We start from the raw sequence: 17,874 nt of genomic DNA, 5'->3' as shown, positions 1-17,874 counted from the left end.
AGGTGACTCAAGTCGGTCGGAGTGTCAGTGGTCGCTGCCATACTCAGAAGATGTGCACCTGACGTTCAGGCGCATGTCCAGGAGTCCTTAACCGAGTAGGAACGAATTGACACGCGAAGGCGACGCGGTGCCTGACCGCGACCCGTACCTTCTGGCGCAGATGCGAGAGGCCTTCGGACGCGTGGTCTACAGCCACAAGACCCATGAGAAGCAGGCGGACATCTGCTTCACCAAGCACCGGTGGCAGCAGGGCGTCCTCATTGCTCTCACCGCGATCGGCTCGGGCACCTTCCTCGCCGCGGTGGTCGGCCTGCTCGGCAACGCAGTGCTGACGAGCCTCGCGACCTCTTCTATCGCGCTCCTGGTCAGCTGGATGAGCCTTGGGACGAAGACCTTCAAGTTCGAGGAGGAGTCCCAGGCCCACCGCGGCATCGCCTCTCGGCTGTGGGACGTCCGGGAGTCCTACATCTCCCTCATCGCCGACCTGATGTCCGGCACCGTATCCAACGCGGAGGGCCGAGAGCGGCGGGACGAGCTGCAGCAGGCCGCGCGCGACGCGTACGCCGACGCGCCTAGGACGAGCAGCAGGGCGTTCGCGCGCGCCCAGGGCGGGCTGCAGAACAACGAGGAGATGACGTTCACTTCGCGCGAGATCGATCTCTTCCTCCCGGAGGCGCTCCGGCTCGGCGAAGGCGAGGCGTCACGATGAAGGCCTCAGAGATCTTCGAAACGCTACTCAAGAACCTGAAGGTCGGGGAGACGGCCACGACGGTCGCCTCGCGCCGGGACGAGATCACGAAGGTGCTCAACAAGGACTTCCGTGACAAGGACGGTTGCACCGACTACAAGCTGATGGTCGGATCGTTCGGTCGGCACACCGCGATCAAGGGAGTGTCCGACCTCGACATGATCTTCATCCTCCCGCCCTGGATTCGGTCGAGCTACGATGGGGACACCGGCCCGCGGAGGATTCTCAAGAGGGTCCGCGATGACCTCAAGGCGCGGTACAAGAACACGGAGATCCGCGTCGACCAGTGCGTCGTCCGAGTGCGGTTCACATCCAACGCATTCAAGTTCGAGGTCCAGCCGGCATTCGAGAACGCCGACGGCAGCTTCGACTACCCGGACACGAAGGCTGAGGGCTGGAAGGTCACCAAGCCGCGCGAGGAGATCGTCGCGACCAAGGAGTGCAACGACCGCACCTCGACGAACATGCGCCACCTCGCCCGGATGGCACGGGCCTGGAAGAACGCGAACGGCGTGAACATGGGCGGCCTGCTCATCGACACCCTCGTCTACAACTTCTTCGACCAGACCGACGACTACGACGCAGCGGGCACAGGCTCGTTCGACCTCATGGTTCGCGACTTCTTCGAATTCCTCAAAGATCAGCCGGAGCAGGAGTACTACCTGGCGCTGGGCAGCCGTCAGCGGGTCCACGTTAAGGTGAAGTTCCAGCCGAGGGCGAAGAAGGCGTACAACCGATGCCTTGAGGCGATCGCCGACGAGGGCAAGACGTCCGCCAACAAGAAGTGGCGCGAGGTGTTCGGCACGTCGGTGCCGCTGGCGAAGAGCGCGAGCGAGTCGTCCCGGTCGTTCAGGGACACCGAGGAATTCATCGAGGACGAGTTTCCGGTAGACGTCTCCGAGACCGTGGCCATCGACTGCGAGGTCACACAGGCCGGATGGCGTCCGACCTGGCTCCGCGCGATGCGTCGCGGCGGGATCCTGCTCAAGGCCGACAAGAGCTTGAGGTTCGTGGTCACCCACTGCTCGGTCGAGGAGCCCTACACACTGAAGTGGAAGGTACTCAATCGTGGTCCGGAAGCCGAGCGGCGGGACAAGATCCGCGGCCAGATCGTCGACTCGAGCAAGCGGGGAGTCCGCATCGAGCACTCGGACTTCAAGGGCGAGCACGTCGTCGAGTGTTACGTCGTCAAGGACGGGGTCGTCGTCGCTCGGGACCGGATCGACGTGCCGATCGGCAACACGAGCGTAGAGACGGCGAACGTTTTGTAGGAAACGGATCCTCGGAGCGCGACGAGGCCGCGACGAATCTGCCGGGGTCTCGCCGCATCAGACGCATCCGCCCGTAGGGTTGAAGCATGAGCAGTTCTCTCGCTGCCATGCCCGAGTCCATGCTCAACGCCGCGATGGCCTTCGCGGGCAAGCGGTACGGCGTTCGCTGCGCTGCTGGCCTGCTTTCCGAGGATCCCAGCAGGTTCGCGGAGCAGATCGTCGGCCTGCTCCGCGACATAGTAGATGCCGCGGAAGCGGAGTTCCGGCGGCTTCGAGACCTCGGCTGAGGCCGGTTCTCCCTCGGACGCTTCCGGAGAATGGTGCCGTGGAACGGCAAATCGACTTCTCACGCGAGCGGCAGATGCTCTGTGGGTGCTGCGATCATCGGTGGCGCGCCGATCTGGACTGGATCGATCGGTGGGAGCAGGGGGAGGAGACCTGTCCCGGCTGCGGCATGACCTGCGAGCACGAGGACCCTGTGCCGTTCGGAAACTCATCGCTGCTGCTCGGAGCGGGTCTGGCGTTCCATCACGGTCTGCTGGAACCCTGTCGAGGTGATCGTCTCTCTGGTGTACCAGGTGGCTCGGAAGCTGCTCGCGTTCCCGGCATTGCTGTTGGGTCGGGATGCGACCAAGGACGCGGAACTGCTTGTGCTGCGACACGAGAACGCGGTGCTGCGCAGGCAGCTCGCGAGGCCTGTGCGGTACGAGCCGGCGGATCGGCTATGGTTCGCGGCGCTGTCGTCGCTGATCCCCCGGTGCCGGTGGGCGAACGCGTTCCCGGTGACGCCCGCGACGCTGCTCGCATGGCACCGCAGGCTGATCGCTCGGAAGTGGGACTACAGCAAGCGCCGGGCCAGGCCCGGGAGACCGCTGACCGGGCGAGTGGTGAAGGCGCTGGTGCTGCGGCTGGCCAAGGAGAATCCGCGGTGGGGCTGCCGACGGATCCAGGGCGAACTCATCCGGCTGGGACACCCGGTCGGCTCGACGACGGTCTGGGAATTCCTCACAGCGGCGGGCATCGATCCAGCCCCGCGCCGGGGAGGCCCGACGTGGCGCGAGTTCCTGACCGCGCAGGCCGAGTCCATCATCGCCTGCGACTTCCTATACGTCGACCTGATCGACCTGCGCCGCGTGTACGCGCTGGTGTTCCTCGAGCACGACACACGCCGACTGCACATCGCCGGCGTGACAGCCCATCCCACCGGGCCCTGGGCGGTACAACAGGCGAGAAACCTCGCCATCGAGTTAGGTGCGCGGGTGCACTCGCTGCGCTTCCTGATTCGCGACCGGGACGCGAAGTACACCGAGTCCTTCGACGCAGTCTTCGCGGCCGACGACATCGAGGTCGTGCCGACAGCGCCTCGAACGCCCCGGATGAACGCGCACTGCGAACGGGTCATCGGAACCCTGCGGCGCGAGGTCTTCGACCACCTGCTCATATGGAACGAAACCCATGCCCGGCAGATCCTCGACGCCTACGCCCAGCACTACAACCGTCATCGCCCACACCAGGCCCGGGCACAGCTCCCTCCCCTTGCCCACGAACACCCGAAGCCCATGAGCGCTCCGACTACTCACCGGCTCCTGCACACCCGAATACTCGGCGGCGTGATCAACGAGTACAGATACGCCGCCTGACCAGCAGCGACGAGTTTCCGAACGGCACAGGGTGCTCCGGCCGTCGGCACGTTTTGATCGAACGACCACGTAAGGCGCGCGACCGGATCGGGCGGGCGACCGGGCAGCTCAACAGCCACAGGCGACGGGGTGGTGGAGGAGGCCCGTCTCGCTCAGACGCGGGGTGGAGCGGATTGGCTCCTTCTGGTCCCGGCGGCGAGCAGAGCGAAGCCCAGTGCGAAGCCGAGCATTGTCCATACGCCGCGGGGCCAGAAGATGTGGCTGTCTGTGAAGGACCAGCCGGCCACCAGGAGAACCACCGTGCCGGGAACGACTCGCACCCCGTGTTTCGGGAAGAGCGCGACGGCTGTGGCCACTACGGCGACGATGAGGGCGTAGGCCCCGACCTGCCCGAGTGACTCACCCGTGTCGTAGAGCGGGTGCTTGATCGGCCCTATGTTCGCTGTCCCGGCAGCGTGCTCGACCGCGGTTCCCGCCGCGATACCGGCCACCGCGTCGAGACCGGTGTAGAAGGCCGCGTATGTGAAGGCACTCGCCCAGGCCACCACTGTGGCGAAGCCCGCGAGATCTGGTCGGGGGCGGTGCCATAGAGGGACGAGGAGGCCGAGCGTGAGCAGCGGAAAGACCGGCAGTAGTGCGATGTGCAGCTGTGTCCAGTCCGCGGCTGTCGCCCTGGACAGGCCATGCGGGTGCGCGGCGCCCGCCGCAGCCAGCACAAGGGGCGTGACAGTGGCGAGGATGATGTTTCGGATGGTCAACACGCTGCGATCGTAGGCGCGTTACGTCACCTGAGACGGCTGCGTAAGGGCTTCGTAAGATCTTGTGTGGTGCCACGCAACCTGGAAGGCGCACGCCGGGGTGACTCCTCTCCGACGCGACACCGGCCCCGCCGATCTCGCGGCGAGGCCGGAGCAGAGGACCGGTGGCGGCCCGGTCGGTCGGTTCAGCCGCAGCGGCGCCCGGAGTTGATGCAGAAGACCGCCTGGCGCATGAGCCGGTCGGTCATCACGTTGATGAAGTCGTTGTGGTCGGTGATGGCGTTGTGCTGCTGTCCCTGGAAGCCGTCGACGGCGAAGTTCGGTGCCGCGGGGGTCTTGTAGATGAGCCGCATCGTCAGCTGCGGGATGGCCTTGAAGCCCCTTGCGCAGTTGCCGTCGGCGCCGGCGAAGGCGACGTGGCTGCGGTGGTCGGCGCTGTCGACGTTCCTGCCGTCCCAGCAGCTCTGGAAGGCGAAGCTGCGCACCACTTTGCTGCCCCGGGGGCAGATCGGGTACTTGTCGGTGAGCTGGACCCTGTTCTCGAAGCCGGTGCAGCTCCAGTGGGCGTTGGCGTTCTTGGTGCCGTTGGTGAACGCCTTGGCGTCGCCGGTGATGATCCGCAGGAAGCGTGGCATCGCCACGACCCTGCTGGTGGGGCTGCCCTGGTAGGTGATCGTGACGGCCCTGGGCACCAGGATGGCTCCCTTGTTGCCTTCGGCGCCGCCGCCGAGGGCGTTGGCGTCGGGACCCTGGCGGGTGGTGTCCCGCAGGACGGGCCAGTAGTACGCGGACTGGTCGCCGTTGGTGCAGGAGGTGCCCTGGGCGCTCAGGGACTGGTTGGTGGATTTGAAGTCCACCCTCCGGTTGCCCACGTAGTCGTGGACGTGGTGGGCGCCGTTGCTGACACCGGGCGCCACGATGTCGTTGTCCGAGTTGTGCTGTCCCCGCTTGTTGACTCCGCATCGGGAGGTGAAGACTCCGGTCGAGGCGCCGGCCTGGCGGCGCACCTTGCGCACGTTCGGAGCCACCTTCGTGATGTCCACGAAGTCGGCCGCGGTGGGCCCGTCGTTGCTCTGCCCCGCGGCACCGGAGCCGTTTCCTTGCTGTCCGGGCTGTCCGGGCTGTCCGGCGTTGCCTCCCGCGCCCTGGGACCCGCCGGGGTTCTGGCTCGCGGCCCCGGATGCCTCCTGGGTCCCGGATGTGTCGAGGCCGAGGTTGCAGGCGGCGAGAGCGTCCAGCCCTGTGGGCCTGGCGGCGGACCGCCCGATGGCGATGGCGATCCGGTCGATGGTCGCCTTCCTCTTGTCCGTCAGAGGGCCGAGGACCGCGTTCCGCACAAAGTTCGGGCCCCCTTGCCCACGGGTGTCGACCAGCCGCTGGTTGGCCTCCGCGGTCTGCCGGTCCAGCAACCGCAGGTTCCGGCCCACCTCGGCCTGCGCCTGCTGGGGGACGGCCGGCAGCCTGCCCTTCACGTCCGGACAGCTGATCGTCTGGGCCGACCGCGTCGTAGGAGCGGCGGCGGTGACGTCGGACGCGTTGGCGGCGTAGTTCACGGCTACGAGACCACCGCCCCCTGCCAGGAGCGCCGTGACCGCCATGATGGCGTTGCGGCGGCCTCGGCCGCGCCTGTGATCTGCTCGCATGAGAACTCCCGATTTCACAACGTGGTTCCTGAGCCATCGGCGATACGCATCGCTCGTCGCCCGGATGCCCCCAGCCTCACCTGAGAGGCGGGCGCTTGGCTGCTGTTCACGTGACGCGTCATGGACATGTAAGGACTGGATCGCGAGAACCGAATCGCGCCCGAACACAGGACTTCGCGGAATCGTCCCGGCCGGGTTCACCGGTCCAGTCCCAGCCGGTACCCCCGACAGGCTGGACGCGGCCGGCCCGCATGCCTTGTCCGCTGCGGGAGTTGGTGACCGTCGTCGAGCACTCCTGCCACATCGGAACGGGTTCGACGCTCCGGAGAGAGTCTCCGGGGCGCCGGGCCGCGGTGGCAGCTTCTTTACACCGCGGCTATGCCCTCCATGCCGGATTCGGCGAAGGGGGGCAGTCCGGTGGCCGTGGTGACCTTGGTGAGGGAGCCGTTCTTGCCGATGCGGAAGCCGTCGACGGTGCCGGAGGTCCCGTTCTGCACGTACAGGAACTTCTCTTCCTGCGTCACCGCCAGGTCGATGACGCCCTGGGACATGGCCGAGGGCGGGGCGGCGATGCCGATGTCGTTGGTGAGCGCGAGCTTTCCGTGCCGGTCGGTGCGGTAGCCGGTGACGGTGGAGTTGCCGGTGTTGCCGCCGTAGAAGAAGTCACCCGCCCGCTCCAGCCAGCACAGCGTGTTCTGGCCGTTGGCCAGGGGCTGCTGGACGACCTTGAGGCGGCCGTCGGCGCGCACCTTGTACGTACTGACCGTCGACTTCTCGGCCTCGGCCACCAGCATCCGGCCGGCCTTGTCGAAGGTGATCGCGAACGGCACGCCACCCGCCGAGTCGTTGACCACCGGCCGGTGCGCGGGCCGTGCGGGTGCCGATAATTCATCCGCCGAGGTCGGGGCCCTGATCCCCACACTCCGATCGTGTCCGCTGATCGCGTCAGAGACTTCGCCTGCACCGGGCATCAACGGCATCATGACCTGTCGTGCTGCTACGCCTGGCCTATCTTGCGGCCACCAACACCTTCGCGCTCCTGCGCCTGCTGCCGATGAACGATCGGGACAAAGACATCGAGATCCTTGCCCTCCGTCACCAACTGCTCGTCCTTCAGTGCCAGGTCGGCAAGCCCACGTTCACCGATACTGACCGAGCAGTCCTCGCCGGCCTGCTCCACCACCTCCCGGTGAACAAGTTGCAGCACCTGCTCCTCCTGGTACGCCCGGAGACCCTCCTGCGCTGGCACCGTGACCTGCTCAAACGGCGCCATGTCGTGACCTGCGTGCCCAAGCGACGCGGGCGTCCGCGCACCCCAGGCTCCGTCCGCGTGCTGGTCCTGCGCCTCGCGCACGAGAACACCTCATGGGGCTACCGCAGAATCCACGGCGAACTCGCAGCGATGGGCATCACGGTCGCGGCCTCCACCGTCTGGGAGATCCTCAAGGGGCACGGCATCCCGCCCGCTCCCGAACGACACAACTCGACCTGGGCCGACTTCTTGCGCGGTCAAGCCGACGCCCTGCTCGCCTGCGACTTCTTCGAGACCCGAACCCTGACCGGGGCCCGCCTGTTCGTCTTCGCCGTCATCGAGCACTCCACCCGGCGCATCCGGATCCTCGGCGCCACCGCGCACCCCACTGCGCGATGGGTCGTGCAACTCGGCCGCAACCTCGTCATGGATCTCGAAGAGCCGGGCTGCAGGGCCAGGTTCATGATCCGCGATCGCGACTCGAAGTTTACGAAGGCCTTCGACGAAGTGCTGGCCGACGCCGGCCTCAAGGTCATCACCACCGGTATCCGAGTACCGCGGATGAACTCCATCATGGAGCGATGGATACAAACCTGCCGGTACGAACTCCTGGACAGGACCTTGATCTGGAACCAGAGGCACCTCATGCACGCGCTTCGCGAGTTCGAGACCTTCTACAACGGGCACCGCCCGCACCGAGCCCTGGGCCAAGCCGCGCCGCTCCGTCCACTGTCCGAACCAATCAGCCTGACAGAGCAGACCACGCACCTTGAAGTCCGCCGACGAGACCGACTCGGCGGAACCCTCCACGAGTACCGACATGCCGCTTGACCAGGCCGGATGATTTATCGGCACCCGCAGAGCCAGGACATCAACTCGGCTTACCTGCAGCGGTTCGCCATCGGCGACGACGTCCTGCGCGCCAAGATCAGCGTCGCCACCGACGCGACGCTGGCCCGCGCGCTGGAACGGCTCGAACTGAATCTCTTCGCCGAGTCCGACGAGTGGACGCGCCGCGGGCTCGGCTACAACAATGCCTTGTTCATGGCCGCAGAGCTCCTCCTGCTGGGCAAGAGCGAACTGGCACCCCTGCTGCTGATCGAGGAGCCCGAGGCGCACCTCCATCCCCAGCTCCAGACCCGGATCATGGACTTGCTCCGCGACAAGGCTCAGGGGCCGCAGGAAGGTGGCAGGGCCCCGGTCCAGGTCATCCTCACCACCCACGCCCCAACCTTGCCGCGTCTACGTCCGTCGAGTGCCTGACCCTCGTCGTCCGGGACGCACTTTCCCGCTGCGGCGCGGTATCACGCGCCTGACCGGCGAGGATTACGCGTTCCTGACCCGGTTCCTGGACGTCACCAAGGCCAACATGTTCTTCGCCCGGGGGCTGGCGATGGTCGAGGGCGACGCCGAGGCGATCTTCCTGCCCGCTCTCGCTGCCGTCCTGGGCATGCCCTTCAACGAGCACGGCGTCAGCGTGGTCAACGTCGGCCACGTCGGGCTGTTCCGGTACAGCCGTGTCTTCCAGCGGCCTGTTCAAGGCCACCTTCAAGGCCCTGCCTCGATGATGGAACCGCCGGTGACCGAACTTGATAGAGCCAACTTTGGTATGTTCATTTTTGGACGCACCAAAATTGGCTGTATTGGGTGGGTGGCTGGACGTGGACGATTTCATCGGGCGGGATCGGGAGCTCGCGGCTCTGGACCGGATGCTCAAGCGGGTCGAGGCGGGTGGCCGCGGTGGGCGGCCGGGCAAGGCGATGCTGATCCGCGGGCGGCGGCGGGTGGGGAAGTCCCGGCTCGTCGAGGAGTTCATCGAGCGCTCTGGGCTGCCCAGTCTGTTCTTCACGGCCTCGGCCCAGGCCGGAGCGGAGGCGGATCTGCGGCTGTTCGTCGAGGCGGCGGCCGAGTCTGACCTGCCCGGCGCCGAGGCGGTGGGCGGGCAGTCGCCCGGTACCTGGGACGCGGCCTTTCACCTTCTTGTCGCCGCGCTGCCGGACGACCGGCCGAGTGTCGTTGTATTCGACGAGATGCCCTATCTGATCAAGAACGATCCGGGCTTCGAGGGCACCTTGCAGAAGTTCTTCGACCGGGAACTGGCCAGGCGGCCGGTGCTGCTGCTCTGTGTCGGTTCCGACCTGGCGATGATGGAGCGGCTCAACGACTACGACCGGCCCTTCCACCAGCGCGGTACGGAAATGGTGGTGCCGCCGCTCAGCCCGGCCGATGTGGCGGACATGCTTGGACTCTCGCCGGCCGACGCGTTCGATGCCTTTCTCGTCTGTGGCGGGCTGCCTCTGGTCCTGGAGGAGTGGCCACGCGGCGCGGGGGTCTTCGACTACCTGGCCGACGTGGTGACCGATCCGACCTCGGCCCTCATCGTCAGCGCGGAGCGGTCCCTGGCCGCGGAGTTCCCGGCCGACGCCCAGGCACGCCTGGTGCTCGGGGCGATCGGCTCCGGGGAGCGGACACACACGCTGATCGGCCGGGCTGCGGGCGGCCTGCCCGCCACCACCCTGCGGCGCTCCCTGCAGCTCCTGGGTGCGAAGCGGGTGGTGGAGGCCGTCACGCCGCTGTCCACACGCCCTTCGAAGGAGACCCGCTACTACGTAGCCGATCCGCATCTGCGCTTCTGGCTGGCCTTCCTGGGGCCGTATCTGTCCGAGATCGAGCGAGGCAGGGGCGACCTGACTCTTGAGCGGCTGCGCCGGTCGTGGACGGCCTGGCGCGGGCGGGCCGTCGAGCCGGTGGTGCGGGACGCCCTGTTCAGGATGCGCGCGGACGGTCTGCCCGAGGAGACGGGCGCGGTGGGCGGCTACTGGACCCGCAGCAACGACCCCGAGATCGACATCGTCGCGGCCGACCGGGGCCCGATCGCCAAGCGCATCACGGCGGTCGGCTCCGTGAAATGGCTGGAGAACCGCCCCTTCGACGCCCACGACCTGGCCCGCCTGCTGGTTCACCGCTCGCAACTGCCCGGGGCGAACGAGCAGACCCCGCTCCTCGCGGTGGCGCGGAGCGGGGTCTCGGTGGACGGGGTGCGGGCGGTGGGGCCCGAGGAGCTCATCACCGCTTGGCGGTGACGGTGGTCATGTCAGCGCCGTCAGGGGCACTGCGGGTGCCGAGAAAACCTCCGCCCAGGTCGCGGCCTTGACCGCCGATCTCTGGCCGTGCCCCAGCCCACCCAGTCTCTTCACGTGCACAGGCGTGTACACCATCATGATTCTTTCGTGCTGCTGCGCTTGACCTATCTCGCGGCGACCAACACCCTGGCACTCCTGCGCCTTCTGTCGATGAGCGACCGCGACAAGGACATCGAGATCCTGGCGCTGCGCCACCAGCTGCTGGTCCTGCAGCGTCAGGTTGGCAAACCCACGTTCACCGCCGCCGACCGCGCCGTCCTCGCCGGCCTGCTCCACCACCTCCCGATGGACAAGCTGCGGCACCTCTTGCTGCTGGTACGTCCAGACACCATCCTGCGATGGCACCGTGACCTTCTCAAGCGACGCCATGCTGCGGCCTGCGTGCCCAAGCGCCGCGGCCGCCCGCCCACCGTCCGCTCGATCCGCACCCTCGTCCTGCGCCTCGCCCGGGAGAATCCCTCATGGGGATATCGCCGGATCCACGGTGAACTCGCGGCTCTCGGCGTCAAGGTCGCCGCCTCCACCGTCTGGGAGATCCTCCGCGCGCACGGCATCCTGCCCGCACCCGAACGACAGAACACGACCTGGGCCGACTTACTTCGCAGCCGCGTTCCACGTACGGCGACAACACCCTCAAGCCCGAGGACCGCCTCGCCGGACTGCTTCTCCTCCTTTTTGTCCAAGGGCCGTCGGCGATCCACCGGTTGACCACCGAGGACGTCGAGGTCGGCGTCCAGGAAGTACGTCTCCACCTCGGCGACGCCCCCGTCCAGTTGCCCGAGCCCGTCGCCCACCTCGCCCGCACCGTCGCGGCGAACCGCAAGGGCCACGCGACCATCGGCGCCCTGACACCGTCTCGATGGCTCTTCCCCGGCGGACAGCCCGGACGGCCGATCAGCACCACACAGCTGACACAGCGGCTCAACCGGCTCGGGCTCCGTCCCAATCAGGCCCGCAGCACGGCGCTCTTCCAACTCGCCACCGAGATCCCCGCCGCGATCCTCGCCCGCACCCTGGGCATCCACACCGACGTCGCCGTCGCCTGGCAGCGACTCTCCGCAGGCGACTGGGCCACCTACGCCGCCGAGATCAGCCAGCGGGCGAGGCCGACGTGACGCTCCCGGACGGCCACTCCAGGACCGTCAGCTCGGGCCACTGCTCACGCCACCGCACCGCCTTGCTCTCATAGACCGACCGCGGAGCGAGCACCGGGTTCGGACGAACGACGAGGTTGAACACATCCGAAAGCCCGTGCGGCGCATACACACGCCACCGGCCGTCGGCCTCCACACGAACCCCCAGACAGCACGTCGTCGCAGCGAAGCTGTCGATTGCCGCCTCGGCGGAGTCATACGGCGGACACGCCACTCCGAACTTGTCCTCATACCAGAGATGAACCCGTGCCTCGTTCCGGATCTCGACCTCTGCAGGCAGGCCGGCGAAGACCTTCTGCCCGGCCTTGATCACGGCGTTCTCCGCCTCCCAGGACAGATCGCCCTCGTCGAAGTAGAAGACGTCGTAATCCTTGATACCGCTGGTCGGCGGCCTATCCGTGACCACGTTCCACACGGTCTGGAACAAGCACCCTGCCGTCACATACCACCCAGGCAGATCCAACGTCGCAGTCCGCGCCAACACCTCCGTCAGCACATTGTTACGCGACAGCAGCGCACGCAGGGAGTCAAGTTGCTCATCGAGAGGAAGTCGGCTGATCACCAACCCTGCCTACCACGACTCGCCCGCCAGCGGCCTCGATCCGCCTCAGAAGACCCTCGCCCCAGAGGCATTCCGACACTTCCAATACCCGACGTCACCATTAGACTTCATGCCGGACATCGGCCAGCGGGGGCGTACCGCGGTGGACGCCTGGCTCGATGGCGGCGCCCCGGATAGAACGGGAGCGGACCTGCGTGCCGTGGAGCCGCTGGGCTTCAGCACGTTCACGAAGCTGGACCTTCCTGCCGACAGTGCGCAGAAGTCCACGGAGCTGCTGGTCTCCGGCGCCCGGTATGGCGATGCGTGGGCGGTCGGCGTCCAGCTCGAACTCGGAGGCGTGCTTTTGGGGGAGATCCGCACCGAGGTGAGCAGCGAACCGGACCGTGCGTTGGCCTCTGCCCTCGCGTGGGTCGAGGAGTACTGTGAGAGCAGTGGACTGGCCGTCACCCAGGCCGAGAACCTGAGCGATCAGTTCCCCTCCGAACTGAGGCCCTTCCAGATTCGCGCACGATTCCTGGTGGTGCCCCGAGCGGGAGTTTCGTGAACTCCCGCTGAAACCCCCTGAGAACCCCCTGGATCGACAAGGGCCACCATCCACATAGGGATGGTGGCCCTCTGCGCTGCTCCGCAATTCAGCGACTCAGCAATGGTTTTTGCAAGTCAGAGGGCGAGTTGCTCTCTGTGGCTCGGCTCATTGCTCGCCTTCACCTGCGAAGGGGTTACTTGTACGTGATGTCGCCGGTCGCGAACTTGCAGTAAGTACTGTCGGGTCCCGAGCCGTTCGTGGTCGGCTCCTTGCCCGAGTTGTTCCCGATGTACTTCTGGCAGGGGACGATCTTCTTACCGGAGTCGCCGACGATCGTGATCTTCTTCAGGGTCGCGCTGTCGCCGTAGTTGGTGTTGATGCCGACGAGCTTGTTCCCCGAGTAGGTCGCCTCGATGGTGTTGAGGTTGATCGTCCGCTTGTACTGCGTCGAGCAGTTGCCGCAGGAGCGCACGAAGGTGCCGAAGCCCTGTACCGCGAAGTTGGAGACGTTGAGCGTCCCGGCGCCGTTGAACTGGAACACCTTGTCGCTCGCCGACTTCGCGCCACCGCCGGAGACGGTGTACACGTTGGACGACGAGGAGCCGCGGAAGGTCGCCGCGTCCTCGCCGACGTCCTCCCACCACACGTTCTGCAGGGTGCAACTGCCCGCGCAGTGGATGCCGTCGGCGGCGGGGGAGCCGATGATGACGTTCTTCAGGACGGTGCCCGCGGCGAGGTTCAGGATCGGCCCCTGGTCCTCGTCCTGGTTGTCCGTGCCCAGGTCGCCCGTGCCGTACAGGCGCTTCATCCCGTAGTCCTTGGTGCCGGACAGGTTGATGGTCGAGGAGACCGCCTGGCTGCCGTTGGCGGTGGGCCAGGTGGCGGCGGTGGCCGTCGGCGCATTGAGAGTCATGATCATGCCAACCGAGAGGCCGAGTGCGGCCGCGGCGCCGGTCAGTGCGCGTGTACGCGCGTGTGGACGTGCCGGAGAAGTCATGTCCCGAATCCTTCTTCCGTGTCGGGGGGTGGACGGGTGGGGGGAGGTCAGAGCTTTCCGGTGCCCGCGCCGCCCGTCACCGAGGCGACGACGGAGGAGGCGGGCTCGGCGGTGTAGCCGTACGGGGCAGTGGTGAAGGTGCCGACCCGCGAGATCTCGGTGGCGGCTCCGCCGAGATCGTTGCCGCGCAGGTTGGCGTAACCGTCGACGTCACTGTTCCGGTTCGTGGTGACAGCGACTCCGGTGCTCCGGAAGACGTTGTTCTCCACGAGCATCTGGGCGCCCATGCGCGAGTGGACGGCTGTCTCGGCCCCGACGACGTAGTTGTCGTAGAAGTGCCCGGTGCCGAAGCGCAGACTGGGGATGCGCGAGTTGACGTTGTTGAACCAGTTGTGGTGGTAGGTCACCTTCAGATGGCCGGTGTCCTGGCTCGCGTTGTTGTCGCTGTGGCCGACGAGCGAGCCCTTGAAGTGGTCCTTGAAGGTGTTCCAGGACACCGTCACGTTGTCCGAGGCGTGGTTGATGTCCAACAGGCCGTCGTAGTAGTCCTTGTCGTGATCGCGGTCCGCCGAGAAGGAGTTGTGGTCGATCCACACCTTCGTCGAGGCCTGCACCTCGATGCCGTCGGCGGGTGCGAGCGGCTTGCTGATGTTCAGGTTGCGGACGACGACATTCGTGACCTTCTTCAGCCGCAGCCCGCCGCCGGTGAACCCGGACGAGGAACCCACGCCCAGCACCGTGGTGTTGGAGCCGACGTCGACCGAGCCGCTCAGGGTGATCAGGCCGCTGACCTTGACGACCTTCGCCGTGCTGCCGGTGACGGCGGTCTTGAAGGCACTCAGCGTGGAGACGGTGACCGCGGAAGCGCTGCCGCCGCCGGTGGTTCCGGCGCCGAAACCGATGGGGGAGGTCTCGGCGGCCCCGGCCGGCTGCGGGACGACCAGTGCCGCAGCCGTCGCGAGCGCGGCCGCACCGACGGCCAGGGCGGATCTTTGCGCGTGTGTACGTGGGGGGTGAGTACGCATGCGGGTGCGTTCCCTTCGTGGTGCCTGCATGATGCGTGGTCGGACATGTACGTGAAGAATGTTCGTCATGTTGAACGCCATGTGCAGTGCAGAGCGGTGATGTCCAGCCCGTGCGCCACGGACTGGTCACATCACTGAACGGAACGTAGGGGGCAAGCGCTTTCTAGTCAACGCTTTGCGCAGAAGACATTCGGCCACCCCCGCGACGGGTGAGTGGCGGACGTGAGCGAATTCTTTCGACGTGTGGGAGCGCTTCCATGGCGGCCATGTGCATGCCACGATGCTCGGCGGACGCTTCCCTTCCGAGGGATTTCCGAGAGGTTTCCGAGAACTTCCGAGAGGGGTGACTCGGTGGCGACTCCACCCGTGGGTACGTTCGTCGGCGGCCCGGTGCTCACCCTGCTCGCGCTGGGGCGCACGGCCCTGGCCCCCGGACCGATCGCCGCGGGTGACCGCGCGAAGCGGCTGTCCAGCATTTTCAGCTGGGCCTCGACGGGGCCGCTGACCAGTGCCCAACCCGACGCCGAAGCTTCCTGCACCAGGGCCTCCGCCCCGCGGCGACCGGCGGCCACCCCCAACTCCCATGGCGGCTCACCCTGTTCACCCAGACCCACATCCACCTGCTGAACGAAAGGGGCAAGGCCGTGTCCACCACCCCCCGCACCACGACGAGCAGACCGCTGAGTTCGGTGCTGCTGGCCCTGCTGTCGTTACTGGCGGCAGCCTTCCTCACCGCGCCCGCGGCTTCGGCCCGCACCGAGGCGGTCCCCACCGCGACCCTCACCGAGGTGACCGGTTTCGGCACGAACCCCAGCAACCTCCAGATGTACCTGTACGTGCCGGACAACGTCACCGCGCACCCCGCGGTCGTGGTGGCCGTGCACTACTGCACCGGTTCCGGCCCGGCCATGTACAACGGCACCGAGTGGGCCCAACTGGCCAACACCTACGGCTTCGTGGTGATCTACCCCTCGGTCACCCGGTCCAGCAAGTGCTTCGACGTGTCCTCGCCCCAGGCCCTGAAACGGGGCGGCGGCAGCGACCCCGTCGGCATCAAGTCGATGATCGACTGGACGGTGAACGCCTACTCCGCCGACACCGGCAGGATCTACGCCACCGGCATCTCCTCCGGCGCGATGATGACGAACGTCCTGCTCGGCGACTACCCGGACGTGTTCGCGGCGGGCGCGGCCTTCTCGGGCGTCTCCTTCGGCTGCTTCGCGACGACGGACGGTTCCGAGTGGAACAGCGCGTGCTCGGGAGGCACGATCACCCACACCCCGCAGGAGTGGGGCGACCTGGTCCGCGGCGCCTACCCCGGCTACACCGGTGCCCGGCCCCGTATGCAGGTGTGGCACGGCACCGAGGACGACGTGCTGCGCTACCCCAACTTCGGGGAGGAGATCAAGCAGTGGACCAACGTCCTCGGCGTCGGCCAGACGCCCGCCGCCACCGACTCGCCCGTCGCCGGCTGGACCCGGACCCGCTACGGCGCCACCGGTGACCGGGCCCCCGTCGAGGCGATCAGCCTCCAGGGCGTCGGCCACAACCTCTACGCGAACGGCATGGCGGCCCGCGCCCTCACCTTCTTCGGCCTCGACAGCTCGGGCCCGGCACCCCAGCCCCCGCCGGGTGCCTGCAAGGTGACCGCGACGACCAACGCGTGGAACACCGGCCTGACGGCCTCCGTGACCCTCACCAACACGGGCACGACCACGATCGGCAGCTGGCAACTCGCCTTCACCCTGCCCGCCGGCCAGGTCATCACCAACGGCTGGGGTGCCACGTACGCCCCGGCGTCCGGAGCGGTGACGGCGACCAACGCGTCGTACAACGGCACGATCGCCCCCAACGCGAGCGTCTCCATCGGCTATCAGGCGACCCACAGCGGGAACAGCGCGGCGCCGGGCGCCTTCACGCTCAACGGAAAGGCCTGCACGTAGAGTCGAGCGCCGGCACCACGCTTGCCGGGCCCGGGACGGCAGGCGGACTCGGGCCGACCGTCGTGCGCCGACGGCGATCGGTGGAAGCCGCCGCCGCTCAGACCGACCGGTGGTACTGGTCCGGCACATGCACGTCCCCGCCCAGTTCCCGTGCCGCATGCCGGGCCCACGACGGGTTGCGGAGCAGCTCGCGGCCCAGCAGCACCGCGTCCGCCTCGCCGTTGGCCAGGATCTTCTCCGCCTGTTCGACATCCGTGATGAGGCCGACCGCGGCGACCGGAAGAGTGGTCTCCGCCTTGACGCGGGCGGCGAAGGGGACCTGGTAGCCGGGGACGGCCGGGATGCGGACACCGGAGGCGTTGCCGCCCGAGGAGACGTCGAGGAGGTCGACGCCGTGGGCCTGGAGGTCGCGGGCGAAACGGACGGTGTCGTCCGGGGTCCAGCCGCCCTCCTCCAACCAGTCGGTGGCCGAGATACGGAAGAAGAGGGGCTTGCCTTCGGGCCACACCGCGCGCACCGCGTCGACCACCTCCAGCGCGAACCGGGTGCGGTTCTCGTAGGAGCCGCCGTATCCGTCGGTCCTGCGGTTCGAGTGCGGGGAGAGGAAGTTGCCGATCAGATAGCCGTGGGCGCCGTGGATCTCGGCGACCTCGAACCCGGCGGCGAGGGCGCGACGGGCCGCGTCCGCGAACTGGCCCACGACCTCCGCGATCTGATCATCCGTCAGCTCTGTCGGCACCGGGTGATCCTCGTTGAAGGCCACCGCGCTGGGACCCAGCGGCTGCCAGCCCCGAGCCTCCGCGGTGAGCGGCGCGCCGCCCTTCCAGGGCTGGTCGGTCGATGCCTTGCGGCCCGCGTGGGCCAGCTGGATTCCCGGGACCGTGCCCTGGGAGACGAGGAAGCGGGTGATGCGGCGGAACGCCTCGACCTGGGTGTCGTTCCAGATGCCGAGGTCCTGGGGGGAGATGCGGCCCTCGGGGCTGACCGCGGTGGCCTCGACGAGGATCAGGCCCGTGCCGCCGGCCGCGCGTGCCGCGAGATGCGTGAAGTGCCAGTCGTTCGGCGCCCCCGTGTCCGGTCCCTCGGGCGCGGCCGAGTACTGGCACATCGGCGCCATCCACACCCGGTTGGGAATCGTCACGTCGCGCAGGGTGAAGGGCTCGAAGAGTGCGCTCACGGCGGGCTCCATTCGTCACAGGACCGATGGGGAAC

17 protein-coding genes and 2 pseudogenes are annotated in these 17,874 nt (G+C 67.5%); 12 read left to right on the top strand and 7 right to left on the bottom strand.

The window, feature by feature from the left end:
• The first annotated feature begins 127 nt into the window (after positions 1–127).
• From OHT57_RS06295 to OHT57_RS06280, 4 genes are all read left to right on the top strand, one after another.
• On the top strand, positions 128–709 hold the full coding sequence (locus OHT57_RS06295) for an SLATT domain-containing protein (RefSeq protein WP_328745049.1): 582 nt from the start codon (positions 128–130) through the stop codon (positions 707–709).
• Positions 706–2,019: a nucleotide-binding domain-containing protein gene (locus tag OHT57_RS06290; protein WP_328745048.1), complete on the top strand. Its 1,314-nt coding sequence runs from the start codon at positions 706–708 to the stop codon at positions 2,017–2,019. The genes OHT57_RS06295 and OHT57_RS06290 overlap by 4 nt, the downstream gene beginning before the upstream one ends.
• Before the next feature lie 86 nt (positions 2,020–2,105).
• The gene (locus OHT57_RS06285; RefSeq protein ID WP_328745047.1) at positions 2,106–2,306 is read left to right on the top strand and encodes a hypothetical protein; all 201 of its coding nucleotides are present in this window, start codon (positions 2,106–2,108) and stop codon (positions 2,304–2,306) included.
• 267 nt (positions 2,307–2,573) lie between these two features.
• Positions 2,574–3,659 (top strand): integrase core domain-containing protein, encoded by a 1,086-nt coding sequence (locus tag OHT57_RS06280; protein ID WP_328745046.1) that lies wholly within the window; start codon positions 2,574–2,576, stop codon positions 3,657–3,659.
• 152 nt (positions 3,660–3,811) lie between these two features.
• Here OHT57_RS06280 and OHT57_RS06275 read toward each other — a convergent pair whose 3' ends face one another.
• From OHT57_RS06275 to OHT57_RS06265, 3 genes are all read right to left on the bottom strand, one after another.
• On the bottom strand, positions 3,812–4,420 hold the full coding sequence (locus tag OHT57_RS06275) for a hypothetical protein (protein WP_328745045.1): 609 nt from the start codon (positions 4,418–4,420) through the stop codon (positions 3,812–3,814).
• A gap of 182 nt (positions 4,421–4,602) precedes the next feature.
• Positions 4,603–6,060 (bottom strand): DUF1996 domain-containing protein, encoded by a 1,458-nt coding sequence (locus OHT57_RS06270; protein ID WP_328745044.1) that lies wholly within the window; start codon positions 6,058–6,060, stop codon positions 4,603–4,605.
• 365 nt (positions 6,061–6,425) lie between these two features.
• Positions 6,426–6,914, bottom strand: coding sequence for a hypothetical protein (locus tag OHT57_RS06265; protein ID WP_328745043.1), 489 nt, complete (start codon positions 6,912–6,914; stop codon positions 6,426–6,428).
• Positions 6,915–7,051: 137 nt separating this feature from the next.
• On the opposite strand from OHT57_RS06265, the gene OHT57_RS06260 reads away from it, so the two are divergent.
• The 6 genes and pseudogenes from OHT57_RS06260 (at position 7,052) to OHT57_RS06240 (ending at position 11,570) form a co-directional block, all read left to right on the top strand.
• On the top strand, positions 7,052–8,143 hold the full coding sequence (locus tag OHT57_RS06260) for an integrase core domain-containing protein (RefSeq protein ID WP_328745042.1): 1,092 nt from the start codon (positions 7,052–7,054) through the stop codon (positions 8,141–8,143).
• 9 nt (positions 8,144–8,152) lie between these two features.
• Complete coding sequence (locus OHT57_RS06255; RefSeq protein ID WP_328745041.1) at positions 8,153–8,575, top strand: ATP-dependent nuclease; 423 nt, start codon at positions 8,153–8,155, stop codon at positions 8,573–8,575.
• A 106-nt stretch (positions 8,576–8,681) separates the two neighbouring features.
• A pseudogene (locus OHT57_RS47390) lies at positions 8,682–8,828 on the top strand (ATP-dependent endonuclease); the annotation flags it as partial.
• A 145-nt stretch (positions 8,829–8,973) separates the two neighbouring features.
• Positions 8,974–10,395, top strand: a complete 1,422-nt coding sequence (locus OHT57_RS06250) for an ATP-binding protein (RefSeq protein WP_328745040.1) — start codon at positions 8,974–8,976, stop codon at positions 10,393–10,395.
• 147 nt (positions 10,396–10,542) lie between these two features.
• Positions 10,543–11,064 (top strand): annotated as a pseudogene (locus OHT57_RS06245) (helix-turn-helix domain-containing protein); the annotation flags it as partial.
• Positions 11,065–11,159: 95 nt separating this feature from the next.
• Entirely contained in the window at positions 11,160–11,570 is a 411-nt protein-coding gene (locus OHT57_RS06240; protein WP_328745039.1) for a hypothetical protein, read from the top strand.
• Here the strand turns inward: OHT57_RS06240 and OHT57_RS06235 are convergent.
• Positions 11,545–12,171 (bottom strand): nucleotidyltransferase family protein, encoded by a 627-nt coding sequence (locus tag OHT57_RS06235; protein WP_328745038.1) that lies wholly within the window; start codon positions 12,169–12,171, stop codon positions 11,545–11,547. The two genes, OHT57_RS06240 and OHT57_RS06235, sit on opposite strands and share 26 nt — an antisense overlap.
• A 109-nt stretch (positions 12,172–12,280) precedes the next feature.
• On the opposite strand from OHT57_RS06235, the gene OHT57_RS06230 reads away from it, so the two are divergent.
• Positions 12,281–12,715, top strand: coding sequence for a hypothetical protein (locus tag OHT57_RS06230; protein WP_328745037.1), 435 nt, complete (start codon positions 12,281–12,283; stop codon positions 12,713–12,715).
• Positions 12,716–12,890: 175 nt separating this feature from the next.
• Here the strand turns inward: OHT57_RS06230 and OHT57_RS06225 are convergent, their stop codons facing one another.
• Together OHT57_RS06225 and OHT57_RS06220 are read right to left on the bottom strand one after the other, a co-directional pair.
• On the bottom strand, positions 12,891–13,694 hold the full coding sequence (locus tag OHT57_RS06225) for a pectate lyase (RefSeq protein ID WP_328745036.1): 804 nt from the start codon (positions 13,692–13,694) through the stop codon (positions 12,891–12,893).
• A 47-nt stretch (positions 13,695–13,741) separates the two neighbouring features.
• The gene (locus tag OHT57_RS06220; protein ID WP_328745035.1) at positions 13,742–14,719 is read right to left on the bottom strand and encodes a pectate lyase family protein; all 978 of its coding nucleotides are present in this window, start codon (positions 14,717–14,719) and stop codon (positions 13,742–13,744) included.
• A gap of 644 nt (positions 14,720–15,363) precedes the next feature.
• Between OHT57_RS06220 and OHT57_RS06215 the strand changes: the two genes are divergently transcribed.
• Complete coding sequence (locus tag OHT57_RS06215; RefSeq protein WP_328745034.1) at positions 15,364–16,662, top strand: extracellular catalytic domain type 1 short-chain-length polyhydroxyalkanoate depolymerase; 1,299 nt, start codon at positions 15,364–15,366, stop codon at positions 16,660–16,662.
• 97 nt (positions 16,663–16,759) lie between these two features.
• On the opposite strand, the gene OHT57_RS06210 is transcribed toward OHT57_RS06215, so the two are convergent.
• Complete coding sequence (locus OHT57_RS06210; RefSeq protein ID WP_328745033.1) at positions 16,760–17,839, bottom strand: NADH:flavin oxidoreductase/NADH oxidase; 1,080 nt, start codon at positions 17,837–17,839, stop codon at positions 16,760–16,762.
• Positions 17,840–17,874: the final 35 nt, after the last annotated feature.

The sequence above is a fragment of the Streptomyces sp. NBC_00285 genome (assembly GCF_036174265.1).
Taxonomy (GTDB): Bacteria; Actinomycetota; Actinomycetes; order Streptomycetales; family Streptomycetaceae; genus Streptomyces.
This window is presented reverse-complemented; position numbering and strand designations above follow the sequence as displayed.

Coding starts and splice junctions, on each gene's coding strand:
- OHT57_RS06290 (WP_328745048.1), top strand. CDS start 706: ATGAAGGCCTCAGAGATCTTCGAAACGCTACTCAAGAACCTGAAGGTC.
- OHT57_RS06285 (WP_328745047.1), top strand. CDS start 2,106: ATGAGCAGTTCTCTCGCTGCCATGCCCGAGTCCATGCTCAACGCCGCG.
- OHT57_RS06270 (WP_328745044.1), bottom strand. CDS start 6,060: ATGCGAGCAGATCACAGGCGCGGCCGAGGCCGCCGCAACGCCATCATG.
- OHT57_RS06255 (WP_328745041.1), top strand. CDS start 8,153: ATGATTTATCGGCACCCGCAGAGCCAGGACATCAACTCGGCTTACCTG.
- OHT57_RS06230 (WP_328745037.1), top strand. CDS start 12,281: ATGCCGGACATCGGCCAGCGGGGGCGTACCGCGGTGGACGCCTGGCTC.
- OHT57_RS06225 (WP_328745036.1), bottom strand. CDS start 13,694: ATGACTTCTCCGGCACGTCCACACGCGCGTACACGCGCACTGACCGGC.
- OHT57_RS06220 (WP_328745035.1), bottom strand. CDS start 14,719: ATGCGTACTCACCCCCCACGTACACACGCGCAAAGATCCGCCCTGGCC.